Here is a 23,787-nt window from a genome sequence, read left to right as displayed (position 1 = left end):
ATTGGTTGGTATCTGTGAGCGAAGCGTCCCATCCTCCTCGAGCCAATAAATGGGCGACGCCGGTACCAGCCGTGAGTCAAGAGGTTTCAGCGCGCGCGGGTTATGGAAGACCAGTCGTCCTGGTTCTGAGTCCTCGATTGTCCCTGTGGTCGCAACGCGACAACGCCCCGCTCATGGCACCAGGCCCTCAAGGACATCTTCCTCGCCCTCCCCGCTAGCCAACCCGACCGGAATATCTCCCGCCAGCAGCTTTTCCCTCGACAACAGGCCAGCATCCTCGAGCGCCTCGAAATCCGGCAGCTGGCGCAGCGTGTCGAGCCCGAACTGCGAGAGAAAGGTCTTCGTCGTCACATAGGTGTAGGGCGCGCCCGGCCGCGGGCTACGCGGCCCCGAGGCGATGAGCTCCTGCGCGCGCAACACGCCGATCAGATCGCGCGACACCTCCTTGCCGAAGAAGGATGACAGCTCGCCCCGGGTGATCGGCTGGAAATAGGCGATGCACATCAACACGAGTGCCTCCGACTGCGACAGTTCTTTTGTCCCCTGCCCTGCGGGAGCACCGAAGGCGGCGTGGATGGCGTCGCCAAAGACCTTCTTGGTGCGGTGCTGCCAGCCGCCGGCGACTGACACCAGTTCGTAGGGGCGGCCGGCGAGCTCGGCGCGGATGTCGTCGATGACCAGGTCGAGATTGCAGTTTTTTCCCACCACCCGCGCGAGCACCTCGCGCGGCACAGGCTCGCTCGCCGCAAAGATCACCGCCTCCACCCGGCCCATCCACTCGCGCCAGCGTAGCTCTGGCGGCAGGTGCTCGAGCTCGGTGTCCAGCAGCGCCGGCTGATCGTCTGGCTTGCGGCGAATGGAGGCTTGGCTCATCGCTAGAGCCCAAACAGCCGGAAGGTGGGGCGGCCGGAGAGTTCCCGCACGGCCTCGAGTTGCTGCAGCCGTTCGAACAGCCGTCGCGCCGCGAAGCGCGACAGGTTCTTCGTCACCAGCGATCCGGCGACGGCATCTTCATTCAGCAGCAAAAAAATCACGTCGCCGGCGCCCTTGGCGCGCAGTTTTGGCGCCACCGCCAGCAGTCTTTCGGCGCGGCGCGACAGTTCGCTGGCCAGCCGACAGGCCTCGGCCGCCGCTTGAACCAGCGCGCCGCAGACCGCGCGCTCGAAATCTTTTTGGCCCGGTCGAATGCGCTTGCCGCCGCCGCCCTCGGTGCGGAAGGCCGGGCCAAAAGCCTGCGTGATCAACAGCGGCAGCGGCTGCGGCCAGCGCAGGCCCAGCGCCAGCATCAGGTCGGCGAGCCACCAGCCAAAAAGCTCGGCATCGGCGCGCATGGCGACGAGTCGGGCGACGATTGCCGCGGCGGCGAACGGCGCCGGCCGCCGCGACCCCACCATGTCATCGATCTGCGTGCACAGGTCGGCGAGCGCCTCGTCGTCCCAGGCGAGCCCGAGCATCTCGGCCACTTTTGCCAGCCGATCGGCGCTGACCGCCGGCGGCTGCAGCGCCAGCTGGCGCCAGGCCCCAAAAATGGCGCCGGCGGGACCGGGATCGGCGCCGGCCGGGCAAAGCTGCCAGGCGTCGCGCAAGCCGGCTTCGTCCTCGGCGCGACCGGCGAGCCGCATGCTGGCGGCGGCGCATCTGAGCGCAAGCCTCTGGCGCCACGCGCCGGCCCAGGCAGGTTGCGCCTGGGCGAAACCGTCGAGGGCAGCCAGGGCGGCTCCGGCCTGAAAGGCGGCATCTGCGTCGCTCGGGCCGTGGGCGGTGAGCGCCCAGGCCGGGATGGTCGGCGGCGGAGCGGGATTGGCGGTCGCGGGATCGAGGCGAATCATGTGTTTGGAGGGTAAAGCGGCCGTGCGCTTTGTGCCACGATTTTCGGCATAAAACGCACAGCTTGTCGGCGCCGCAACACGAATGATAATGTTGCCATATCAATCATTTAGCCAAGCTAGCCAGCTATTGAATGCCAGCTTCTGACAACGCGCAAAACCGTCAGGAAAGAGCCCATTCGTCATCGGCAGCAGTGATCATGCCCCGCCCCAATCGTCTATGAAGCTCAAGCCACGATGCGTCGCTGACAAAGCTTTTCAAACTGCCACATGCCTCTGCCAGCGGAGTGGCGCCAAGACGCTGCGCAACAGCATGCGCACCACCGATCGGATCATTCAGAAATCGCTCCAACGGATCATCGTCGCACTCGATTACCCGGTGTCCCCAAGCACCTGAAACGCCGTCGGTCGCGAGAGCTTGCCGAAGGTCGGGAGCGACGCCCGCAACATCGAGCGCCCTGTGAACCACATGGCGCATCAACGGATAGAAGACTGGTTGGTGGCTGCCTCCGAGGACCCGCACCCCGGGCAGGATGGACACTACCAACATGGCCGTCAGGAAATTTGGAATGAGCGTACGGTCTGCCAGCCGCGCCACAATGTCTAAGGCCGTGAATCGGGCGACCTTCATGCCGCTCGAGGGTTCGATTAAATCTCCCGCAGCAAGTCTCAGCGGGAGACGCTTCCCATTATGGTAGAACCAGAAGAAATCGGTAGCCCGCGTGAGCCACCCACTCCAGAGGCCGGTGGCCAGCCTGTCAAGTTGCGCAAGGACATTCGAAGCGACCGTCGGCTCTTCCAGCAGCGACGCCCGAAGCCAGGAATCTGGGTCTGACAGATGGGCCGCCACCAAATCGGCAATATCTTCGTCGTCGATCTGCAGAAATGCGAAACGGCTTCCGAAGAGTTTTGGCCAAAGCACCTGATTGGCAGCCTTGACGGCATGCGCAGGCCGCTGAAATTCAATGTTCGGCAGCATATCGCGCAGTTGCGTTAGCGCATCGCTTTGCGCGTCTGGCTCTACAGGCACCATCCTAAACCGGTAGGATCCAGGCCCGCTCAGAAGATTGTAACCGACCATCTGGCTTCGGCTAAGGCCGAAGACGTTGATGGGCCTTCCATCTACAGCGAGCCAACCCGGTCCTTTGCGTGACCTTTCAACGATGCTCACCGTTGAGACCGCATAGGACACATAGGTCGAGCAGCCATGCGCGGCGAGACCGAGCATGCTGAAGATGTGCGTGTAATATGCTTCCGGGTCGACAAGCAGAAGCAAATGTGGCCCTGTCTGCAAGACGCGCCGCCGTTCCAGATCGCGGCAGATTTCCGAGGCAGTATCGGCGGAGAGCCCCCAACGTGCTGCCGCTTTCCTGATGACGGCCAACAATTTGTCGAGGGCCTGCCTCCGGACCGCAGGTACTAACCCCGAAGCAGGCGCCTCAAACAGGCGAGATGCATACTCGCGCACCGGCCTGGATCGAAACGGCTTCATCCAAGGATAGAGTGATTCTAGCGCCTCCAGGATTGCCCGCTTCGCTTCTAATTCTGCTGTCTGCTCGTCCACCTCCCGATCCGCCCTCTTCTCCCCGTTGCCCTTATCGCCCGGAGGTCGATGTCAGCGCCTTGTGAACGTCGATCGCACATGCATATCATCCGACACCAAAGCATTCTTTGCGCCCATGTTGCAGTTTTCGAATACTTGCTGCCAATAAATATCGTGACCTAGAGTTTGCACATGCGGCGATATTCCGTGGGTGACACGCCGAAGGCCTGGCGGAAGGCAATGGCAAAGTGACTCGAGCTTCCGAACCCGCACTCCAACGCGATTTCGGTTGCCGATAGATTGGTCGATCGCAACATGCCGGACGACTTCTCCAGGCGACGCTCAGCGATGAATGCATGCGGCGTCTTGCCTGTCGACTGTTTGAACGCCCTGGAGAAGTGGAACCGGCTGACGCCAAGCTCCTTTGCCAAGGCAGTAAGCGTAAGGGTTTCGCCCGACAGCGCGCCAATCATCTCGATGGCGCGCTTGAGGTCGAATGAAGACAGACCACCTTTCTGTCGGTCATGATAGGCGCCACTTAGCCTGACCATCTGCACAAGCAGTTGCTTGGCCTGGCTCTCAACCATCGCGGCGCTGATCGGATCAGGTTGCCTGAGCTCGATCGCGATCCTCTGCAACGCCATTTCGACGAGACCGTCTCGAAATCCGATCGAAGGCGGCAAGACCGTCTGGCGGTGTCGCGCCGCTTCCCCGAACATCTCTTGCGCGAACTGCTGTTCAATCGAGACCAGCAGGAAGGACGCCGTCTCGTCGCCCTCGTCCCAGCCGGTCCAGTCGTTGCCGGCGGGCACAAAGACGATCGAACCGGCACGGCGTGGTGAAAAGGATATCCGGCGCCCGTCGACAAAGTCCTCGCCGTTGCGCGCCGTGCCATGCAAATTCATCAGAAACACGTGCCCGGGACAAAAGATTTTTGTCTCCTGCCGCTTGAGGCCGGTTCTTCTGACCATGTCCACCCGCACCTGCCCCCAGCTTCCATACTGATGAGCAAGCGTACGGTGCTGCGAAGGACGCATTTCGTTCGGATCAAAGCCAAGACAGCGCACCACTCGAAGCGGTTCCCGTACTTTCGTCACGTCAGCTCTGTTTTGTCGAACCTTCGGTTGCCAAACAAATCACAAATAACTCAGGATTGGTTGAAGATGTGGCTTTATCGAAAAAATCGCAATCAATGGAAAGCCCTCAGTACCCAACCTTCCTACGACTTGCCTAAGTCAATGCTTCACCCGACTGAATATTAGATTATTCTTAAATCTGTCGGCACCGCTCCATGGCGCATTGGCACCTCACCATCTCGATGGGTGTAGAGGCATACTGCGATGCGTGGACTCGATGACTTCCTGGCTGAATGCGACCACGCCCCGCGCATCAACGAACTCGCCGGCTTCTTTGCCGCGACAGCCGCAGGCAAGAATGGGGTTCCCATGCGCAAACCGGCGGCCGATAGTCGCCTGCTACCGCGTGACGAACTTCTTCGCGACGTGGTCAGCCTGCACGCAGCGCGGCAAGGCTTTTTCGACCAGCACTATCACGGCAGCATTCCTTACAGATTGGAAGAAGAGTGCCGGATGGCTCATGCTGTACTGAAATATGCTCGTCATCGCGACCGACCGCTCTCGCTGTACAGCCTTGGAACGGCGGAAGGCACAATGGCCAGGACCTTATCCGAGCTATCCCAGGGGCAGATACGCACCTTGTCGTGCAGCCCGAACCCGGAGAATTACGAATGCTTCATGGCGTATGGCGAGCCGCCGCATGCCGACTTCTTCATTGGCCCCTTCCATAGGCTGACCAAGGACGTTCTCGCCTCCACTCCGCGACTTGCAGATTTCACCCCCGGCTTCGATCTCATCCTGGAGGACACGACCTTTCAGATGTACTCACCGAACAGGTTGGGCCAGATCGAATTCGTGAGCCAGCACCTCAAGCAGGATGGAATCTTCGTCTTCGTCGAGAAGTTCCGGGCAGCCGATGAGACGGACTACAGGCTCCGTGAGTACCAGAAGGATTTCGGCTTCAAGGCGCGCTATTTTCCTCCCGAGGAGATCGAGAAGAAGAAGGCCGCCGTTCTGAACACGATGTTCGGCAATGAGGTGACCGTGGCGGACATGGGTGAGGCCATACACCGACATTTCAGCCACTGCGTGCTGACGTGGAACAGCGGAAATTTCTACAGCCTTGCGGCGAGCAACAGCGCGGAAAACCTCAGCCGTTATGTTTCCCAGATGGCCACCCCGGCCATTCCACACGAATATGTGTACGAAACCAGCCTGCAGGGCGGCTCCCCGGATTGACGCTGCCGCAGCGTCGAGCCGCCTTGCCCAAATAACCCGAGGCATGTGAGCCTTGAAGCAGGGCAGTAACACTTTGCGCCGCCTGGACCATGTGTTCGCAGCTGTCGACCATGGCAGCCTCAGGCAAGCGGCAAGAGTTCTCAGGGTGCGGGAATCCTCCGTCAGCCGAAACATCGTCGCCATGGAGCAGGTGCTCAATATGCAGCTGTTCGACCGCAACGTGCATGGCGTGCGGCTCACGGAAGCAGGCCGCGCCTGGACCGACCTCGTGCGGGTTCATTACCAGGGCTTGCATGAGGCGCTGGCCGGTGGTGATTGCGGCTATCAGGACGTCAAGACGATAAGGATCGGATTGTGCGCCCAGATCGGTCGCGCTTTCCTGGCTCGCCTCGTCAAGCGCTTCCACCATCTTCATCCCGACGTGGGCGTGGCCATCGAGGACGTTGCACATGAACATTGCCTGGCAGCAATACGCCGCCGGCGCCTCGACATCGTCTTTGCGCACGGGCTTCTGAACGCCGCCTCATGCCGAAGCGAAATCGTCTCGCAGGAGCGGTTGTTCATCCTCCTTCCGCGCGCCCATCCGCTCGCGGACAGGCCTGCTGTGACATGGCAAGATCTTGCCGGCACCAGTCTCCTGGTTTCGGCCCCATCGCAGCTTGACCCACATTTGCTGGAGCATATCGCGGCCAATGGAGGGCCTGCGATCCAGATATGTCGCGCCAGCGAGGCGACGGTCATCCTCAAGGTCCAGCTTGGTCATGGCGTCACCCTGGCGGGCGAAGGCTTCGCCAGAGCAGTCGCCATAGACTCTGCCGTGTGGAGACCCATGGAAGGCCACAACAGCAGCAGATCCATACGGGCGATGTGGCTGGAATCGAACCCAAAGCGCGCGTTGCTGCGCCTCGTGGGGACTGCACGGAACATGGCGTCGGCAAAACCGCGCGAGTCTACTATCGACGGGAGCGTGGAACCCACACTACGGGTTACCCGCAAGTCAGCCAAAGAGGCGTGACCAAACACTGAGACGCTCACCCGCTTGCCGACCGCCTCGCGCTGGCAAAGCCGCGATCTGTGGCAATGAACCGCTCCAGCATTGCAACAATGAGGCGTGGTGGCTCGGCAGGAGCTTGTCCCGCCTCGCGGCCCAGGATCTCGGCATAGGCGGTCAGATCGCGATGCAATGCCGCCGGCAGCTCCACCGTGATCTTGACGGGTTTGTCGTCGGCGATTGGCCCGAGTTTCAGCTTGGGCATTTCAACCTCCATAGGGTTCGAGCATGAGGTCATGGGTAACGATCACGCGAACTGGAAATCCGGGCCGAATGGTTAATGTCGGCGCTATCTGGAGTTGGCGCTGGACGATCTGTTGGCCGACCTGGCTGACGCTGTCGGAAACGCCGCTCCGAAGCGCGCGAACAATGTCGCTCTCCTGACCGGAGGAACCAGCTTCTGCCCCCACGCTGAGAACCGTCGAGAGCGCGGCTGCCTTGAATAGCTCGCCCCAGTGGTAGTCTACCCCGTCCTCCAGGCCAGCGTAGCCCTCCCCATCGGCTCCGGGCTGCCGCTCCAGAACAATGGATCGGCCGTTTGGAAAGATCAGCCTGTTCCAGACAAGCAGAACGCGGCGCTGCCCGAATCCGACCCCGTTGTCATACTCGCCCACAACGCGCGTACCCTGCGGGATCAGAAGCGCCCTGCCGGTGGGACCGTCGTAAACATTTTCCGTCACCTGGGCGGTGATCTGGCCGGGAAGGTCGGACCGGATGCCTGTGATAAGCGCCGCGGATATGACAGCTCCGGCCTGGAGCACATAAGGTGATGCTGGAGGCACAACATGGTCGGGGGCTACTGTGCGTCGGTCTGTTGCCGTCTTCAGGAACGCCGATTGACGATCCTGCGAGATTTGGCTGGTGGGATCTAGACTGGCGGGCATCTCTTCCCCGGTATCGCCCGACGATTGGGCTCGGACTGCCGACTGCGCACCTGTCTGGAAAAAGACCTGCGAGGTTCGCGCGGCCTCCTCTTCGGCTTTCCTGCGCTCCTCGACCTCATCAACTGAGGGTGTGGCGATCATTGGCGGTACGATCGGCTGACCCTTGCTCTGGGCGTCAAGGATAGGCCTGCCGAGATCGCCGGGCAGCGGCGGCCCAAGTATTGGGCCGCTGTAATCACGTGGCAGGTTGGCCAGCCCATCTGCGGGCTGCCGGTTGGAGGTCGAATAGAGCTCTTCGCCATGCCTGCCGGTATCGCGGGTCTGCAGCGCATAAATCAATGCGCCGCCAATGCCGAGCGATGCAACGAAGCCTATGCCGGCGAGCACCTTGCGCGACAGGCGTGTGACGCGCGGCGGCTCGGCGCGAAGCCGCATCGGTGCGGCAGCGGTTTCGTGCTCGCTCATGACGCGTCCCCTCCTCGCTGCCTCGCGGCGTTTGTGACTTTCGGAACCGCACCGAAACGTGGGGTCCACGTTACTTGACCTGTCTTCGGCCCATTCGTGCGGACAATCCTGACGGTCTGTTGCCGTTTGCCGCTGCCGAGTCGCAACTCGGCTGCGCCAAAGAGGCGGTCGACAATGAGGACGTTTCGATAGACCCGGCTGTTGACGATCTGGGGTTCGCCGTCAGGCCCAATGACAAAGATCGGCGGCATCTCGCCCTGTACGATCCCGCGTGGAAACTCGACATACACACGCCTGCCGTCGTCATAAACCATGACGGGCTTCCAGGGCGGCGCGTCACCCGTCAACTCATAACGGTAGTTGCGCGCGCCCGGGTCGGGGACCATCGGCACAGCAGGGACGGCCTGCTCCTGTCCGCCCGGCCGGGCTGGGTACGCCCACGCCACGGCCGGCATATAGGGCTTCTGGTCAGCGCGCAGCTCGATGATGTAGCTGCGCCGGTCGGTGGTGATGATGAGATTTGTGGTAATGTCGGCGCGCGAGGGTTTCACCAGCACGTGGACGCGCCGTGTGGGGCCCGAACCGCTTTCGGTGTCGCCGATGATCCAGCGGGCTGTGTCGCCGGCCGCGATCGGACCTGTTCCGGTCAGATTCTCACCCGGCTCTAGCGCGATGTCCGTTATCTGGCCGGGTGCGCCATAGACCTGGTAGAGCGCTCCTTCGCTCCACGGATAGACTTGGATAGCGTTGTAGTACCCCTCGCGCCGCGGCTCGATACGCGCCGCGGCATTGGCGTTCTCGACGCGAGCCGTTGGGCTGTTTCCGACGGCCCCGCCCCGCGCCGGTGTCCAGCCTGGCGGAATGTGCAGCGGTTTCGGGGGCCGCTCTTTTGCGATGGCAGGAGCGGCTGGCAGTGAAGGCACATAGGCGTCGTAGGCAAACTGCGGCGGCTTTTGCGGGGTAGCGCAGCCCGTGAGGAAAGACCCCGAGAGCAACACTATGGCGATCGCATGTCGACGGGCGGCCTCGGTGGCGACAATACGCGAGGCAAGGGTCATTGGCTCATCTCCCGCGACCAGTTGATGGCATTGACGTAGATGCCGAGCGGATTGGCCCGGAGCCGCTCAGCGTCGCGTGGCGGCTGAACCACGATCGTCAGGATCGCGGTCCAGTGCTCGGTGGTGGACAGCTGGCCGTTTTCGTAACGACGCTCGGTCCAGGCGACGCGAAAAGAGTCTGCAGAGGCGCGGATGACCGACGAGACTTCCACGGCTACCTGCTGCTTGCCGACTTTCGAAAAAGGCTCATTGGCGCGGGCATAATCGTTGAGCATTGCCGCGCCCTGGTCGGTGGTCCATTCATAGGCTCGTAGCCAGTCCTGGCGCACGATGATCGGGTCGGCCGGGATCGAACGGACCTGCTCGATGAAGCGGGCAAGATGCCAGGCTACTTGGGGATCGCTGGGCTTGTAGTCGGCGGCCGCGGGCGCGATCGCCTGCGCCTGTCCCAGGGCATCGACCTCCACCACCCAGGGCACGACTGTGCCACGAGCAGACTGCCAGACAAACGAGCCCGCGAGACCTGCCGACAGGATCAGGGAGCCGAAGGCCATTATGCGCCAATTCCTGGCCTGCACCCGAGCTGAGCCGATGCGCTCGTCCCAGACCTGCGCCGCCTTCTGGTAAGGCGTCTCCGGTTGCGGTGTCTTGCCGTAGTGCACGGCTGGCCGTCGAAAGATGTTCATTGGTCATTTGCCTTCAGAGAGAGAGATGGAGGTTCCTGCGCCGTGAGATTCCCCGGCCCGCACGGCATGGGCGGTGGTCTGAATGCCATGTGAAAGACGTTGGGAGCGCTGCATGCGTCTGGCCCAATCGGGCGGGCTTGCAGCCGCGCCAACCGTCTGGCCAGCAGGGCCGAAAGAGGCATCGTTGGCGGACTGGGTAAAGCCTCCGACCGATCCCAGGGTTGACGATCCACCCGTGCCTCGGAAGGCGGAGCCAGCGCCGGCAGCGAAGCTCGATTCCATCGATTGGCTGGCGCGCTCCGCGGCACGCTTGAGCGGCGAGGCTGCGGCATTCGCACCCGCGCTCGCAATGCCACTAAGGCCGGACACGACGCCTGCCGCGCCTGTCTGACCCGCGGCTCCCAGAACGTAGGCAGTCGTGGCACCGCCGGCGATGAATGAGCCGCCTCGCGCTGCGGAAGGCGCTGCGGAGAAAGCGGCAGCTCCGCCGCGCATTGCAAGGCCGGCTGCGCCGCCGCCGACAAGCGTCATGCCGCCCGCGGCGAGGCCCGTTCCAACAGCGGCACCGGCGCCGAGCTGCGGTCCGCCGGAGACGAGACCATTGGCAATGCCGGGACCGAATATGCCCAGGCCAAGCAGCGACAAAGCCGCCAGCACGATCGCCATGGCCTGATCGATGGTTGGGTTATCACTGCCGAAGCCTCGGGTGAATTCGCCGAAGAGCGTCGAACCGATGCCGATGACGACGGCCAGCACAAGCACCTTGATGCCTGACGAGATGACATTGCCGAGGACGCGCTCAGCCATGAAGGCGGTCTTGCCAAAAAGACCGAACGGGATCAGCACGAAGCCGGCAAGCGTCGACAGCTTGAATTCGATCAGGGTGACGAAGAGCTGTACAGCCAGGATGAAGAAGGCGAGCAGGACCAGCGCCCAGGCGAAGAGGAGGCAGGCGATCTGGATGAAGTTTTCGAAAAAGGAAACGTAGCCCATCAGTCCAGAGATCGCCTCGAGCAAGGGACGCCCCGCGTCGAGGCCGGTTTGGGCGATCCTGCCGGGTCGAAGCAGGTCCTCAACCGAGAAGCCTGTGCCGCTCGCCTTCAGGCCAAGGCCGGAGAAGCTTTCGAAGACGATCCGGGCAATGCTGTTCCAATTGGAAATCAGGTAGGCGAAGACGCCGACAAACAGCGTCTTCTTCACGAGCCGCGCCAGGACGTCGTCATCCGCGCCCCAAGTCCAAAAGAGGGCGGCGAGTGTGACGTCAATGACGATCAGAGTCGTGGCGACGAAGGCAACTTCGCCGCCGAGCAGGCCGAAGCCGCTGTCGATGTAACGGGTGAAGGTGGCGAGGAACTGGTCGATGACGCCGGTATTGCCCATTCTTATCGCGCCTCTTGCGTGTTCGCGTTCGGCAGTGGAGAGGCGACAGGCTTAGGGGCTGAGCCAAACGATGGCGCCGCAGATCCGACGAAGCGGTCGCGCTGTTCGGCCCACAGGCGCAGGCAGCCGCCATCGAGCAACGCGGCCTCGCCGAGGATCTGACAACGCCGAAGCTCCCAGCGGAGCGGGCTCAGCGTAGAAGACGACGACGGCAATGATGCCGCACCCTCCCGCTTTTCCTCTTTTCGGGTTATTCCGACAGCGGTCGCCGTGACGGCGACCGCAACGAAGATGACAGCGCCGATGCGCGCAAGCGTCTTGCCATCCATGACAGTGCACCTCAGCGGTTGAACATCTTGGCGTCGCCAGCCTGGTAGCCGGAGCCTGGCGCTATGAAGCGACGGCGCTGCTCGCGGCCCTGTTCGGCCGCGGCAGCGCGTTCTGCTTCGCTCAGCGCCTGGGCGCGGCCGTTGGCGGAGACGACGGCTGTGAGGTCGGAGAGCTGTTGCGCCTGAAGCGCGAGAAGCTGGTTACCGGCCTGCGTCGCCTGGAGCGCGCCCGTCGCCGATTGGCTGGCGCCGACCAGCGCCGACATCTGGGCGCGATTGGCCTCGATATTTCCAACGACGCCCGCCTGAACGCGCATGGCATCCTGAAGGCTGCCAACCGTGTTTTGCCAACGTGAGCGCGCGTCCGTGACGAGCTCCTGGTCGGAAGCGGAAAGCGAGACGTTTGCGTATTTCTGCTGAAAGACCTGGTCGATCTGCTGGACGTCGAAGGCGATGTTCTGCGCTTGACCGAGAAGTTGCTGGGTTCGCTGCACCGATTGCTGCAACTGATGCAGGGAGGAGAAAGGCAAGCTTGCGAGATTCCGAGCCTGGTTGATCAGCATCAGTGCCTCATTTTGAAGCGAAGTGATCTGGTTGGTGATCTGCTGAAGCGATCGTGCGGCCGTGAGCACGTTCTGTGCGTAGTTTGAGGGATCGAAAACGATGAACGCGTGCGCGGGTGTCACCACCATGGGCGACACGGCGAGCGGCGGAGCGAGGAAGGCGGCGACCAGAAGGAGGGCGTGCGAACGGACGCGAAGGGCAGTCATGAGTGGATCTCCTTTTCGGCTTGGGGGAAGTGTGTCGGAACATCGGGAATGAGGTCGGCTGCCCAGCCGACGTTTCGCGCCTCCAGCCAGGCAGCGAGGAAGCCATCGCGGCCATGCTCGGCCGCGATCCCTGCGATGAGAGCCTGATCGCTCCTGGAAGATGCCGCGCAGAGCGCAAGACCGACCTGCGACAGGCCAAGTTCAAAGAGCCGGTTGCCGCGTCGTGATTGGCAGTAGTAGTCACGCTTCGGCGTCGCGCGCGCCAGGATCTCGATCTGGCGGTCGTTGAGGCCGAAACGACGATAGATGGCCGTGATCTGCGGCTCGATCGCGCGCTCGTTCGGCAACAGCAGCCTGGTCGGGCAGCTTTCGATGATGGCCGGCGCGATTCTCGAGTTGTCGATGTCGGACAGCGACTGTGTAGCGAAGACGACGCTGGCGTTCTTCTTGCGCAGCGTCTTCAGCCATTCGCGCAGTTGAGCCGCGAAGCCTTCGTCGTCCAGGGCAAGCCAGCCTTCGTCCACGATGAGCAAGGTCGGGCGTCCATCCAGTCGCTCACCGATGCGATGGAAGAGGTAGGACAGGACCGCCGGCGCGGCGCCGGTGCCAACAAGTCCTTCTATCTCGAAGGCCTGCACGGATGCGGCGCCAAGGTATTCGGCCTCCGCGTCAAGCATGCGGCCATAAGGGCCGCCGATGCAATATGGTCGGAGAGCCTGTTTGAGATCGTTGGCCTGTAGCAATACGCAGAGGCCAGTAATGGTGCGCTCCTCGACCGGGGCAGACGCGAGCGATGTCAGGGCAGCCCAGATATGCTCCTTGGCATCCGGACCGACCGCGACGCCCTCGCGGGCGAGGATCGCGACGATCCAGTCCGCGGCCCAGGCACGCTCATAGGTATCATTTATGCGGGCGAGTGGCTGGAGCGACACGGAGGCCTCCGCGCCATCGGTAAGTCCACCCCCGAGATCGTGCCAGTCACCGCCCATGGCGAGCGCTGCGGCGCGTATCGAGCCGCCGAAGTCAAAGGCGAAGACCTGGTTGCGCGCATAGCGGCGGAACTGCAAGGCCATCAGGGCAAGCAGAACGGACTTGCCGGCGCCGGTCGGCCCGACGACGAGCGTATGCCCGACGTCGCCGACATGCAGCGACAACCGGAACGGGGTCGAGCCCTCGGTCTTGCCGTAGAGCAAGGGAGGACCGCCGAGGTGCTCGTCCCGTTCCGGCCCCGCCCACACGGCAGAGAGGGGGATCATGTGGGCGAGATTGAGCGTCGAGATGGGCGGCTGGCGAACATTGGCGTAGGCATGGCCAGGCAAGGAGCCGAGCCAGGCGTCCACGGCGTTGACGGTTTCGACCATGGCCGTGAAGTCGCGGCCCTGGATCACCTTCTCGACCATGCGCATCTTTTCGTCGGCGTGACGCGGGTCGGCGTCCCAGACCGCGATCGTCGCGGTGACATAGGCCATGCCCGAGACGTCGGCACCGAGTTCCTGCAGGGCCATGTCGGCGTCGGCCGACTTATTGGCTGCGTCCGTATCGACGAGAACGGATGCCTCGTTGGTCATGACCTCCTTCAGGATCGCCACGATCGACTTGCGTTTGGCGAACCACTGCCGGCGGATCTTCGTCACAAGCTTCGCAGCGTCGGGCTTGTCGAGCAGGATCGCCCGGGTCGACCAGCGATATTGGAAGGCGAGCCGGTTGAGTTCATCGAGCAGACCGGGCGTCGTCGCGGCCGGAAAGCCAACGACCGTGAGAACGCGCAGGTGCTGGTCGCCTATGCACGGCTGCAGCCCGCCGGTCAGCGGCTGATCGGCCACCAGCACATCGAGATAGATCGGTGTTTCAGGCAAGCGCACGCGTTGGCGCTTCGTGGAAACGGTTGAATGGAGATAAGTCAGTGTCTCGCTGTCGTCGAGCCATCGGCATTCGGGCATGAAGCCATCGAGCAGCGCGAGCACGCGATCGGTACGATCGACGAAGGCCCGCAGGATCTCGTGCGGATCGACGCCCGACCGTTCGCGCCCCTCATAGAGCCATGTCTCGGCACGCGTCGTCTCCTCTGCTGGCGGCAAATAGAGGAAGGTGAGAAAGTAGGCCGAGATGAAGTGAACGCCCTCTTCCTCGAAGTCGGCCTTGCGCTCGGCATCCACCAGGCCGGAGGCCGGATCGGGAAACCGGCTTTCCGGGTAGGTCGCCGCCTCGTTTCGCTGGGCCTCGACAAAGATGGTCCAGCCGGAGCCGAGGCGACGGAAGGCGTTGCTGATGCGCGAGGCCACCGCGACCAGTTCCGCGGCCATGGCGGAATCGAGATCCGGCCCACGAAATCTGGCGGAGCGCTGGAAGCTCCCATCCTTGTTGAGCACGACCCCAGGCGCGACGAGAGCAGCCCAGGGCAGGTAGTCGGCGAGGCGATTGGCGCTGCGGCGATATTCGGCAAGGTTCATCATGACGTCGCCCTCAAACCGACAGAAAAGCCGGAAAGCGCAGATGCCGGCGGCCAACATCGACGAAAAGCGGATCGCGTTTGGCGGCCCACACAGCCGCAAAGTGCCCGAGCGCCCAGATCGCGAGGCCAATCAGCCATAGGCGCAGGCCAAGACCGACAGCACCGGCAAGCGTGCCGTTGAGGATTGCGATGGAGCGTGGCGCGCCGCCAAGCAGGATGTGCTCGGTCAGCGCTCTGTGGACTGGGATCACAAACCCCGGCACCGCGTCGATTTGTTCGAAAGCGGCAGCCATCAGATCAGCGCCCCGCCGCCGAACGAGAAGAAAGACAGGAAGAAGCTTGACGCTGCGAAGGCGATGGAGAGGCCAAAGACGATCTGGATCAGCCGTCTGAAGCCACCTGAGGTATCGCCAAAGGCAAGTGTGAGCCCTGTCACGATGATGATGATGACGGCGATGATCTTGGAGACAGGACCCTCGATTGACTGAAGAATCTTCTCGAGCGGCTGCTCCCACGGCATCGACGATCCGGCGGCATGCGCGCTGTTTGCGAGCGTGAGGCTAACGAAAAGGGTCGTGGCGTTTGCGCCGATGTCCCGGTAACCGCGCGAAATGAGGCGGATCATGAATTGTCTCCTTGGTTGTCGTGGGCAAATCGGAAGATGCGATAGTCGCCGTCGGGGGCGAGCCCTTCGACGCGAGTGAGCTCGGTCAGCCGCCGCGCCGAACCGCGTCCGGACAGGACGGCGACCACGTCTATGGTTTCGGCGATCAGGGCTCGCGGGACAGTGACGACGGCTTCCTGGACGAGTTGCTCGAGACGACGCAGGGCGCCAAGGCCGGAACCGGCGTGAATGGTGCCGATGCCGCCAGGATGACCGGTGCCCCACGCTTTCAGGAGGTCCAGGGCCTCGGCGCCACGGACCTCGCCGATGGGGATGCGATCGGGACGCAGGCGCAGCGAGGAGCGAACCAGGTCAGCGAGCGTGGCGATGCCCTCCTTCGTCCGCATCGCGACAAGATTGGGCGCGGCGCATTGCAGCTCGCGTGTGTCTTCGATGATGACGACGCGGTCGCCTCCTTTCGCCACCTCGGCAAGCAGGGCATTGGTCAGCGTCGTCTTGCCCGTGGATGTACCTCCGGCAACCAGGATGTTTGCCCGAGTAGCGACCGCGGCACGCAGCGCAACCGCCTGTTTGGGGGTCATGATGCCGGCGGCCACATAGTCGTCGAGCGTGAAGATCGCGACAGCGGGTTTGCGTATAGCGAAGGCTGGCGCGGCAACGAGCGGCGGCAGAAGCCCCTCGAAGCGTCCGCCGGTGTCCGGCAGTTCGGCCGACACGCGCGGTGAGCGTGGGTGCACTTCCGCGCCGACATGGTGGGCGACCAGACGAACGATGCGCTCGCCGTCGGCCGACGATAGTACCTTCCCCGTATCGGCCAGACCCGCGGAGAGCTGATCGACCCATATACGGCCATCCGGATTGAGCATCACCTCGACGATGGCGGGATCGTCCAGCAGCCGGGTGATGGCTGCTCCGAGTGCTGTCCGCAGCATGCGCGAGCTGCGCGCGTGTCCTTCTGTGTTGTGCGAAACCGCCATCTAGTCCCCGTTTTCTGTCGGGAACACCTCGGGTCCCGCTCGGGGATGATTAAAAGAGCCGGATTGCGGGTCGCTTCAACAAGTATATCGAGGCATCGTAGCGTGGCGTGTAATTACAGGTGAACGGCGATACTGGTGCCAACTGCCATCGCTTCGAGAAATGTTACGGGTCGATTTTTTGGGACCCTGGAGTAGCCTCGCCAGCCGACTCGGTACGGCTGACCACGACTGGCGCCGTTGCGCTTTCGCCCGCTCACGCCTCCTCTTTCGGATCTGCCGGCGTTTGTGGATTTATACGCGACAGCGTATATTTCTGGATTATACGCGAATGCGTATTCAGCAAAATATATACGCGATCGCGTATATTGACGAATTATACGCGATCGCGTATTTTGCCGTCCGGAGGCTCGCTATGACAGATCCAATTGCCCGCAATGAAAAGCAACTCGGCGCCATCCTGCGCCGCGCCCGCAGACAGGCCGGCCTCACGCAAGGAGCGCTTGGCGATCAGATCCACCTGCGGCAGGGTACGGTATCTCGCCTCGAAGCGGGCGAGCCGGCGGTGCAGTTGCGTACACTGATGGCGGCCCTCTCCGCCCTAGATCTCGAACTCGTCGTGCGCGCACGCAGCAAGGGCAGCGCCGCTGACATCGAGGACCTGTTCTGATGGCGCGGCGCCGTGTTCACGCGCCGCTGAACGTCTTCCTGAACGGGCGCCTGGTGGGCGTGCTGCGCAGGGAACCGACGGGCGCGATAGACTTCCAGTACGATAGCGAATGGCTGGACTGGCACGGCACCTTCCCGGTTTCGCTCTCGCTCCCTTTGCGGGAGGACCGCTATATCGGCGCTCCAGTGATCAACGTCTTCGACAACCTGCTTCCCGATAGTGAGGCCGTCCGCCGGCGCGTTGCCGAACGCGTCGGCGCGGATGGCACCGACGCCTACAGCATGCTCGCCGCCGTCGGCCATGACTGTGTCGGCGCGCTGCAGTTCTTGCTCGACGGCATCAGTCCCGGCAACACTGGCAGCAGCGATGGCAAGCCGGTCAGCAAAAGGGACATCGCCGGGATAATCGACAACCTCGCTAGCGCTCCCCTTGGCGTCGGTGAGGACGAGGATTTCCGCATCTCGATCGCAGGCGCCCAGGAAAAGACGGCGCTGTTACGCAAGGACGGGCGCTGGTTCAAGCCAATCGGCACGGCGGCAACCACCCACATCCTGAAACCACAGATCGGCCGTCTGCCCAACGGCATCGACCTCTCCAACAGCGTCGAGAACGAGTTTCTGTGCCTTATGCTCCTCGAGGCGTTCGGCGTTCCTGCCGCCCGGGCAGAAATTGCCGATTTCGGCGAGCGCCGCACGCTGATCGTCGAGCGATTCGACCGGCTTTGGGCCCGCGACGGCCGCCTCCTGCGCCTGCCGCAAGAGGACATCTGTCAAGCGCTGTCAGTGCCACCGACACGCAAGTACCAGTCAGAGGGCGGCCCCGGCATCGCTGAGATTATCGAGCTTCTGAAAGGCAGCGACCGGCCCGAAGACGACATAGCGGTCTTTCTGCGGGCTTGCATCGTATTCTGGCTGATCGGCGCGACCGATGGCCACGCCAAGAATTTCAGCATTTTTCTAAGTCCAGGCGGCCGGTTTCGCATGACGCCGCTCTACGACGTGCTGACCGCGCAGCCCAGCCTCGATGCCGGGCAAATCACTCGCAAGAAATTCAAGCTAGCGATGTCCGTCGGCAAGAGACGGCACTATTCGATGCATGAGATCATGCCCCGCTATTTCCTGCAGACCGCCCAGGTTGCAGGCGTGGGGACATCGCTGATGCGCAAAATCGTCGAAGATATCGCCGGAAATGCTGAGAGGCGGGCCGAGGTCGTGATTTCCAAACTGCCGCGTCACTTTCCCGCGCAACTCGTCGGCTCGGTCAGGTCGGCAATAGCCAAGCGCGCGATGCTTCTCTCTGAGACCCACTGATCAAGCTCTATAGACGCTCAGACCAGAAATTCAGGCTACCCGATCGGCATTCCACATCGACATCATCAGCGCAAGCCATGCACCGGGCATGGGCAAACAGTTCGCGGAGCCTCGAAGCAGTGGCCATACCAGCGACTGGCACCTCTAATACGCGAAAGTTAGCCTCAACAGCGCCAAAATCCCGCGGTGCGGCCACACCGGTATCGTGCGCCGCGGCTAAGACTGCCTCTTCTCGACGTCCATTGGATCGATATCTTCTGAAATCTCCTGCCGCAGTTTCGGTCCCTTGGCCAGGCGCCTGCCCAACGCCGCAACGAAAGCCTCGTAGCGTTCGGCCGCCTTGGCGCGCGCGGCCTGCGCGGCCGGTTCGGGCAAGGAAGGGGTGGTCGCCAACCAGAAGCGGACAAATACTGCCAGCGTCTCGACCGCGATGCCGATATCGCGCTCCTGACGGGTGAGCCGCCTGTCGACCTGGTCGAGGCGTTTGGCGATTGCCGCTTCGCGACGCTCGTCCGCGTCCGGCGACAGGAATGAAGCGATCGCGGCCTCTGCGATCATCGACTGGGATTGTTCGCGCCGCGCCGCATAGTCCGAGAGCGTCTTCAGAATGGCCTGATCCAGGTAGACGGAGATCTGCGCCTTCTTCTTTCGACTGATCATGACGCCTACAATTCCATGCCATCGTCGGGGTCGAGCGAAACCTGCCGCGCCACACCCTGGACGAGGCGGGCCAGGCGTCGATTGCGGACAGCATCATCGTCTCCATCGTCGTCGGCCGGATCGAGCTCGAACTCATTTTCGATCGGAGCTGTTTCCTCAACCGGCCGCACCCGGTTGAGTTCGGGTTGTCGACGCCGCTCGGATTCGGTCGGATCATCATCGCCCGGCCGCAGCATGCCGGAACCTTCCGCCATCCCAGGCTGCACCAGGATCGGCAAGCAGCTCCAGTCGTCAGGACGGGTCTCTTCGGACCGGGTCAGCTCGGGCGGCGGCAGAATGCGTTCCCTGAAACGAACATCCTCATAGTAGCGCGCCTTCTTCGCCCGGACCGGTGGCACGCCCGCCACCATGACGATCTCGTCAGCAGGAGGAAGCTGCATGATCTCGCCAGGGGTCAGCAGCTGACGGGCGGTCTCTTGTCGCGACACCATCAGGTGCCCGAGCCATGGCGAGAGCCGATGGCCGGCATAATTCTTCATCGCCCGCATTTCGGTCGCCGTACCGAGCGCGTCGGAGACACGTTTGGCGGTCCTTTCATCATTGGTGGCGAAGCTCACGCGCACATGACAATTGTCGAGGATCGAGTTGTTCGGCCCGTAGGCTTTCTCGATCTGGTTCAGCGACTGCGCGATGAGAAAGCTCTTCAGCCCGTAACCCGCCATGAAGGCTAGCGCGCTCTCGAAGAAGTCGAGGCGGCCAAGGGCTGGAAACTCATCCAGCATAAGCAACAACCGGCGGCGGCTCGTCCCTGTCTTCAGGTCTTCCGTCAATCGACGTCCGATCTGGTTGAGGATGAGGCGAACAAGCGGCTTGGTCCGATTGATGTCTGAAGGTGGCACGACGAGATAGAGCGTCGCCGGCTGCCTCTCGCCGACGATGTCGCTGATGCGCCAATCGCAGCGCCTGGTCACCTCGGCGACAACAGGATCGCGATAGAGGCCGAGGAACGACATCGCGGTGGACAGTACGCCCGACCGCTCGTTCTCGGATTTGTTGAGAAGCTCGCGCGCGGCACTCGCGATGACGGGATGCGGGCCGGCATTTCCCAGATGCGCAGTCTTCATCATAGCGGCAAGCGTGGCCTCGATCGGGCGCTTCGGATCCGAAAGGAAAGCGGCGACGCCGGCGAGCGTCTTGTCGTTCTCGGCATAGAGGACATGAAGGATCGCACCGACCAGCAGCGCGTGGCTGGTCTTTTCCCAGTGGTTGCGTTTTTCCAGGCTTCCTTCCGGATCGACCAGAATGTCGGCGATGTTCTGGACATCGCGAACCTCCCATTCGCCGCGACGGACCTCCAGGAGGGGATTGTAGGCGGACGATTGCGAATTGGTCGGATCGAAGAGCAGCACGCGCCCATGCTGGGCACGGAATCCGGCGGTGAGTTGCCAGTTTTCGCCCTTGATGTCGTGGACGATCGCAGAGTCCGGCCAGGTCAGCAGCGAAGGCACCACCAGCCCGACGCCCTTGCCCGATCGGGTTGGGGCAAAGCAAAGCACATGCTCGGGCCCGTCGTGGCGGAGGTAGTGGCGATCGTAGCGTCCAAGCACCACACCGTCCGCGCCAAGCAGCCCCGCAGCTTCCACCTCCCTCCTCTCGGCCCACCGCGCCGAACCGTAGGTTACGATATTTTTGGCCTCGCGAGCGCGCCACACCGACATGCCGATCGCGACCACGATGGAGAGAAAGCCGCCGGAAACGGCGATCAATCCGCCTTCCACGAAGAGATTCGGGGCATAGGCGTCGTAAAAGTACCACCACCAGAACAGCGCTGGCGGATAATAGACCGGCAAGCCGGCGAGCTCGAACCACGGCGGGCCGAGCCCGGCCTGGAAGCCGAGCCTCCAGGCGGTCCACTGCGTCGCCATCCAGGTCGTCGACAGGACGATCAAGAAGACGGTGAGGATCTGACCCCAGAGGATTTTCGTGGCGGACATGGCGAGCTCATTTCTTCCTGTTGTTCTTCCTCCCGTCAGAGACCGAGCCCGCGCTTGCGGCCAAAGCTCCAATCGATGCCGCCGTCACCGCGGGCGACACCGGAGACGTGCCGGCCGAGATGTTTTTCAAGGGAGGGGCTCCAGGGCACGAGTTGGAAGCCGAGGCCTTCGTCGATCATGGCGAAGCGTCCGGAGGCGAGCGACAAGCGCTGGCGATAGCAGCCTGCAACAAAATCGCCCGAGCCGGCTCGATTGAAGGGCTGTCCGGTCTCGGCTGCGAGCCTCTCGCCAACGAGTTCGAGTTCCCTGCGGCGCAGCGTCTCGATCAGGTCTCGGTTGAAAACAATGCGTCCGCCTTGACGCTTCGCGAGGCCCTCCCCGACCAGGTGATCGGCCCGCTGTTCCATGGCCCGATCCACTTCGGCGCCGAAGCCACCCGAGCCCAAGAGGCCGGGCTCGCGAGCGATGGCTTGGCGATCGAGCCAGGTTGCTCCCATTGCGGTGACCTGCTCATGCACGCCAAGATCAGAGCGGACCGCGAGCGCAACTCGCTGTCGGCCTCGCGCATCATCGAACTTGCGTAGCTCCACGATCGATCCGGGGTCGCTGTCTCCCGCTGCGTTCAGATCGGCCAGTCTGATGTGGTGCGTGCGTCCGTCGACGCCGTCGACCACGGCATAGGCAGTCCCGCTCAGCTCGTCGTCGAGACCGCGGTCGAGCAGCCTGCCCACGACGGGAGCGTCGATGTTTTCGGCTGCCAGAACGTAACTGGCCGAGCCGCGCTCGATGTCCTGCTCGGCGAGCGCACGGTGCATCCGCTTGATGATATCGCCACGCTCACCGAGTTCGCGCAGGGTCGCCTCGGCCTTGTCATCGATCACCCATTGGCCTGGCGCAACCTGGCTGGCAAGGCCAAGGGCCTGTAGCTTGCGCAGGCGGCCGACCTTCTGCACGTGATATTCGTCAGGTTGGCCATGAGCACCCGGAGCAAGATCGATGACGCCCGTGTCGGGGACGTCGCGTAGCAGCTGCCGGTCAAGTTGTGTCCAGCGGTCGGCGCCGACTTGGCGCTCCAGATTATGGCGGATGTCGAGATCGGAACGGGGGCCGAGCTCTTGCGTCACGAGATCGGCGGCACGCGCGCGCATCCCTTGCTTGATGTAGTCTCGCGAGATCACGAGGTCCTGCCCGTCATCCGCGCGGCCGCGCAGGATGATATGGATGTGGGGATTGTCGGTGTTCCAGTGGTCAGCCGCGATCCAATCGAGCGTCGTGCCCAGATCCTTCTCCATTTGCCTCATCAGCTCGCGGGTGAAGGATCTGAGATCAGTCATGTCGATGGCGTCCTCGGGCGAGACGATGAAGCGGAAATGATGACGGTCGTCACCGCAGCGCTCAGCGAAATCCTTGACATCCGCATCGTCGGTTCCGGAGCTGAACATGCGTGCATGTTCTCCGTCACGGGTGACGCCCTCGCGCCGCAGGTAACTGAGGTGGACAGCCAGCGGCACGGCGCGCGTGGAATGGCGGACGACGCGGGTCTTAATTACCGTGACGCGGGAACGGCCTGTCAGCAGACGGTTGGCCTGGACGTTGGCGACCCGACCCCGGCCGAAGCGCGATCCGTTGCCAGGGCTGATTCGACCGGAACGAGAGATGCTGCCGCCCGCCTTCCTCGCCGCCGCCAACGCCTGTGCAATAAACGGCCGCGCAGCTTGAGCGCGGTTGGAGCGAATCCGGCCGGGTCGAATGCGGAACTCGCGCTCACCAGCCATGTCGCTGCCCCGCAATGTGGAAAAGTCGGTGCGGATACAAAGCCTTGAATGTGCGACGTACATTGCGACCAACGGCGGCAATGTGCGCATCGCGCCTCGGAACCCGAAAAAACCTAGCGACCGGCCAACGCGCAATGTGCGCGCTTTTATCTAGCCATCTCCCGGTTGGTCTGGGTGCCTCCCGCCTGCATGCACGCCATGGTGCGCTGGAACCCGCGATTGCGCGAAAAGGATGGCGCGTGGTCATGGCTTGATCCCTTCGCCCGTCCGCGCCACGAAGAGGCCCGCCCACGGCGGCGCGATCCCGGATCCATCGCGCACGATTGTTGCAGAGACAGGGTTGTTCAGCGGCCGGCCGGCGGCCGCGAAGCCGACCGGTGGCGCGCGATCCGGCCGGCGCACAAAGAGCGCGGCATGCTTCCAGGGTATTGCCGTGGCGGAGGCGAAGGCGAAAGGGCGAGCGGTCGCCAGACCTCGCGCGAGCGGAGCAAGCGCTGCGACATAGGCTCGAGTCTCGGCCGGCAGCGGACGCCCGGCGAGATAGGCTTCGTAGCGCGCGGGTCCCGCGTTGTAGGCGGCCAAAAACCCCGGTGAGCCGAAGCGGTCATGCAACTCGCGCAAATATGCCGCGCCAGCCAGAATGTTGTCGCGAGGGTCGAAGGGGTCGGCACCGAGGGACCAGCGGGCGCGCAGATCGTCCCATGTGCCAGGCATGATCTGCATCAGGCCGCGGGCGCCTGCGCTGGACACGGCGCGCGCGTCGCCCGCGCTCTCCTGGCGCATGACGGCGCGGATCAGCGCGGTCGGAACGCCGAAGCGATGCGAGGCTTCGCTGATGTGCGCGGCAAACGGGTCGCGTTGGGACGGTCGTGCGAAGGCCGGGTCCTGCGCCACCGCCGTTGTCGGCAAGGCCGTTGCGACGGACAGCCCACAAAGCAGGGAGCAAGCCATACGCCGGGCAGCCTGAAGCGGCCCGGGCGCATTGTGACGGCTCGTCGATTGACGGCGAGCGCGCATCGT

Annotated in this window: 23 protein-coding genes; 4 read left to right on the top strand and 19 right to left on the bottom strand. The window is 63.1% G+C overall.

The features are described 5' to 3' along the window. Positions 1 to 171 precede the first annotated feature (171 nt). From CK215_RS23240 to CK215_RS23225, 4 genes are all read right to left on the bottom strand, one after another. Positions 172 to 873 carry an SMC-Scp complex subunit ScpB gene (locus tag CK215_RS23240; RefSeq protein WP_095832308.1) on the bottom strand — a complete coding sequence of 234 codons (702 nt, stop codon included), beginning with the start codon at positions 871 to 873 and terminating at the stop codon, positions 172 to 174. 2 nt (positions 874 to 875) lie between these two features. Continuing rightward, positions 876 to 1,829: a DUF1403 family protein gene (locus CK215_RS23235; RefSeq protein ID WP_095832307.1), complete on the bottom strand. Its 954-nt coding sequence runs from the start codon at positions 1,827 to 1,829 to the stop codon at positions 876 to 878. Positions 1,830 to 1,989: 160 nt separating this feature from the next. Then, a complete protein-coding gene (locus CK215_RS23230; protein ID WP_095832306.1) occupies positions 1,990 to 3,390 on the bottom strand; it encodes a hypothetical protein in 1,401 nt (466 codons plus the stop codon). Between the two features lie 158 nt (positions 3,391 to 3,548). After that, a complete protein-coding gene (locus CK215_RS23225) occupies positions 3,549 to 4,466 on the bottom strand; it encodes an AraC family transcriptional regulator (RefSeq protein WP_245418772.1) in 918 nt (305 codons plus the stop codon). Between the two features lie 243 nt (positions 4,467 to 4,709). Here CK215_RS23225 and CK215_RS23220 point away from each other — a divergent pair, with 243 nt between their 5' ends. Both CK215_RS23220 and CK215_RS23215 read left to right on the top strand, forming a co-directional pair. Continuing rightward, a complete protein-coding gene (locus CK215_RS23220; RefSeq protein ID WP_095832304.1) occupies positions 4,710 to 5,684 on the top strand; it encodes a class I SAM-dependent methyltransferase in 975 nt (324 codons plus the stop codon). Positions 5,685 to 5,736: 52 nt separating this feature from the next. Next, the gene (locus CK215_RS23215; protein ID WP_095832303.1) at positions 5,737 to 6,699 is read left to right on the top strand and encodes a LysR family transcriptional regulator; all 963 of its coding nucleotides are present in this window, start codon (positions 5,737 to 5,739) and stop codon (positions 6,697 to 6,699) included. 16 nt (positions 6,700 to 6,715) lie between these two features. Here CK215_RS23215 and CK215_RS23210 read toward each other — a convergent pair whose 3' ends face one another. The 11 genes from CK215_RS23210 to trbB are packed head-to-tail and all read right to left on the bottom strand — an operon-like array spanning position 6,716 to position 16,361. Continuing rightward, the gene (locus CK215_RS23210; RefSeq protein ID WP_095832320.1) at positions 6,716 to 6,940 is read right to left on the bottom strand and encodes a DUF2274 domain-containing protein; all 225 of its coding nucleotides are present in this window, start codon (positions 6,938 to 6,940) and stop codon (positions 6,716 to 6,718) included. A 1-nt stretch (position 6,941) separates the two neighbouring features. Further along, positions 6,942 to 8,084, bottom strand: a complete 1,143-nt coding sequence (locus CK215_RS23205; RefSeq protein WP_095832302.1) for a TrbI/VirB10 family protein — start codon at positions 8,082 to 8,084, stop codon at positions 6,942 to 6,944. Then, entirely contained in the window at positions 8,081 to 9,142 is a 1,062-nt protein-coding gene (trbG, locus tag CK215_RS23200) for a P-type conjugative transfer protein TrbG (RefSeq protein WP_095832301.1), read from the bottom strand. The genes CK215_RS23205 and trbG overlap by 4 nt, the downstream gene beginning before the upstream one ends. Continuing rightward, the gene (trbF, locus tag CK215_RS23195; protein ID WP_095832300.1) at positions 9,139 to 9,828 is read right to left on the bottom strand and encodes a conjugal transfer protein TrbF; all 690 of its coding nucleotides are present in this window, start codon (positions 9,826 to 9,828) and stop codon (positions 9,139 to 9,141) included. The genes trbG and trbF overlap by 4 nt, the downstream gene beginning before the upstream one ends. Positions 9,829 to 9,831: 3 nt before the next feature. Further along, entirely contained in the window at positions 9,832 to 11,208 is a 1,377-nt protein-coding gene (gene trbL, locus CK215_RS23190) for a P-type conjugative transfer protein TrbL (protein ID WP_095832299.1), read from the bottom strand. 2 nt (positions 11,209 to 11,210) lie between these two features. Next, on the bottom strand, positions 11,211 to 11,537 hold the full coding sequence (gene trbK-alt / locus CK215_RS23185) for a putative entry exclusion protein TrbK-alt (protein WP_095832298.1): 327 nt from the start codon (positions 11,535 to 11,537) through the stop codon (positions 11,211 to 11,213). Between the two features lie 11 nt (positions 11,538 to 11,548). Beyond that, entirely contained in the window at positions 11,549 to 12,307 is a 759-nt protein-coding gene (gene trbJ, locus CK215_RS23180; protein ID WP_095832297.1) for a P-type conjugative transfer protein TrbJ, read from the bottom strand. Then, a complete protein-coding gene (gene trbE, locus CK215_RS23175) occupies positions 12,304 to 14,760 on the bottom strand; it encodes a conjugal transfer protein TrbE (protein ID WP_095832296.1) in 2,457 nt (818 codons plus the stop codon). Before trbE ends, trbJ begins: the two co-directional genes overlap by 4 nt. A 10-nt stretch (positions 14,761 to 14,770) precedes the next feature. Then, complete coding sequence (locus tag CK215_RS23170) at positions 14,771 to 15,052, bottom strand: VirB3 family type IV secretion system protein (RefSeq protein ID WP_095832295.1); 282 nt, start codon at positions 15,050 to 15,052, stop codon at positions 14,771 to 14,773. After that, on the bottom strand, positions 15,052 to 15,384 hold the full coding sequence (locus CK215_RS23165; RefSeq protein ID WP_095832294.1) for a TrbC/VirB2 family protein: 333 nt from the start codon (positions 15,382 to 15,384) through the stop codon (positions 15,052 to 15,054). Before CK215_RS23165 ends, CK215_RS23170 begins: the two co-directional genes overlap by 1 nt. Further along, positions 15,381 to 16,361, bottom strand: a complete 981-nt coding sequence (gene trbB, locus CK215_RS23160) for a P-type conjugative transfer ATPase TrbB (RefSeq protein WP_095832293.1) — start codon at positions 16,359 to 16,361, stop codon at positions 15,381 to 15,383. Before trbB ends, CK215_RS23165 begins: the two co-directional genes overlap by 4 nt. A 412-nt stretch (positions 16,362 to 16,773) precedes the next feature. Here trbB and CK215_RS23155 point away from each other — a divergent pair, with 412 nt between their 5' ends. Both CK215_RS23155 and CK215_RS23150 read left to right on the top strand, forming a co-directional pair. Further along, positions 16,774 to 17,028, top strand: a complete 255-nt coding sequence (locus CK215_RS23155) for a helix-turn-helix transcriptional regulator (protein WP_095832319.1) — start codon at positions 16,774 to 16,776, stop codon at positions 17,026 to 17,028. After that, the gene (locus CK215_RS23150; RefSeq protein ID WP_095832292.1) at positions 17,028 to 18,338 is read left to right on the top strand and encodes a type II toxin-antitoxin system HipA family toxin; all 1,311 of its coding nucleotides are present in this window, start codon (positions 17,028 to 17,030) and stop codon (positions 18,336 to 18,338) included. Before CK215_RS23155 ends, CK215_RS23150 begins: the two co-directional genes overlap by 1 nt. A 216-nt stretch (positions 18,339 to 18,554) precedes the next feature. Here CK215_RS23150 and CK215_RS23145 read toward each other — a convergent pair whose 3' ends face one another. From CK215_RS23145 to CK215_RS23130, 4 genes are all read right to left on the bottom strand, one after another. Next, entirely contained in the window at positions 18,555 to 18,998 is a 444-nt protein-coding gene (locus CK215_RS23145) for a CopG family transcriptional regulator (RefSeq protein WP_095832291.1), read from the bottom strand. 5 nt (positions 18,999 to 19,003) lie between these two features. Continuing rightward, on the bottom strand, positions 19,004 to 20,992 hold the full coding sequence (locus CK215_RS23140) for a conjugal transfer protein TraG (RefSeq protein ID WP_095832290.1): 1,989 nt from the start codon (positions 20,990 to 20,992) through the stop codon (positions 19,004 to 19,006). Positions 20,993 to 21,027: 35 nt separating this feature from the next. Continuing rightward, on the bottom strand, positions 21,028 to 22,767 hold the full coding sequence (locus tag CK215_RS23135; protein ID WP_095832289.1) for a VirD2 family relaxase/mobilization nuclease: 1,740 nt from the start codon (positions 22,765 to 22,767) through the stop codon (positions 21,028 to 21,030). A 243-nt stretch (positions 22,768 to 23,010) separates the two neighbouring features. Then, the gene (locus CK215_RS23130) at positions 23,011 to 23,784 is read right to left on the bottom strand and encodes a lytic transglycosylase domain-containing protein (protein ID WP_095832288.1); all 774 of its coding nucleotides are present in this window, start codon (positions 23,782 to 23,784) and stop codon (positions 23,011 to 23,013) included. Positions 23,785 to 23,787: the final 3 nt, after the last annotated feature.

Origin of the sequence: Mesorhizobium sp. WSM3864, assembly GCF_002294955.1 — a bacterium.
Lineage (GTDB): Bacteria > Pseudomonadota > Alphaproteobacteria > Rhizobiales > Rhizobiaceae > Mesorhizobium.
Note: the sequence above shows the minus strand (reverse complement) of the source record. Positions and strands in the feature narration are given on the sequence as shown.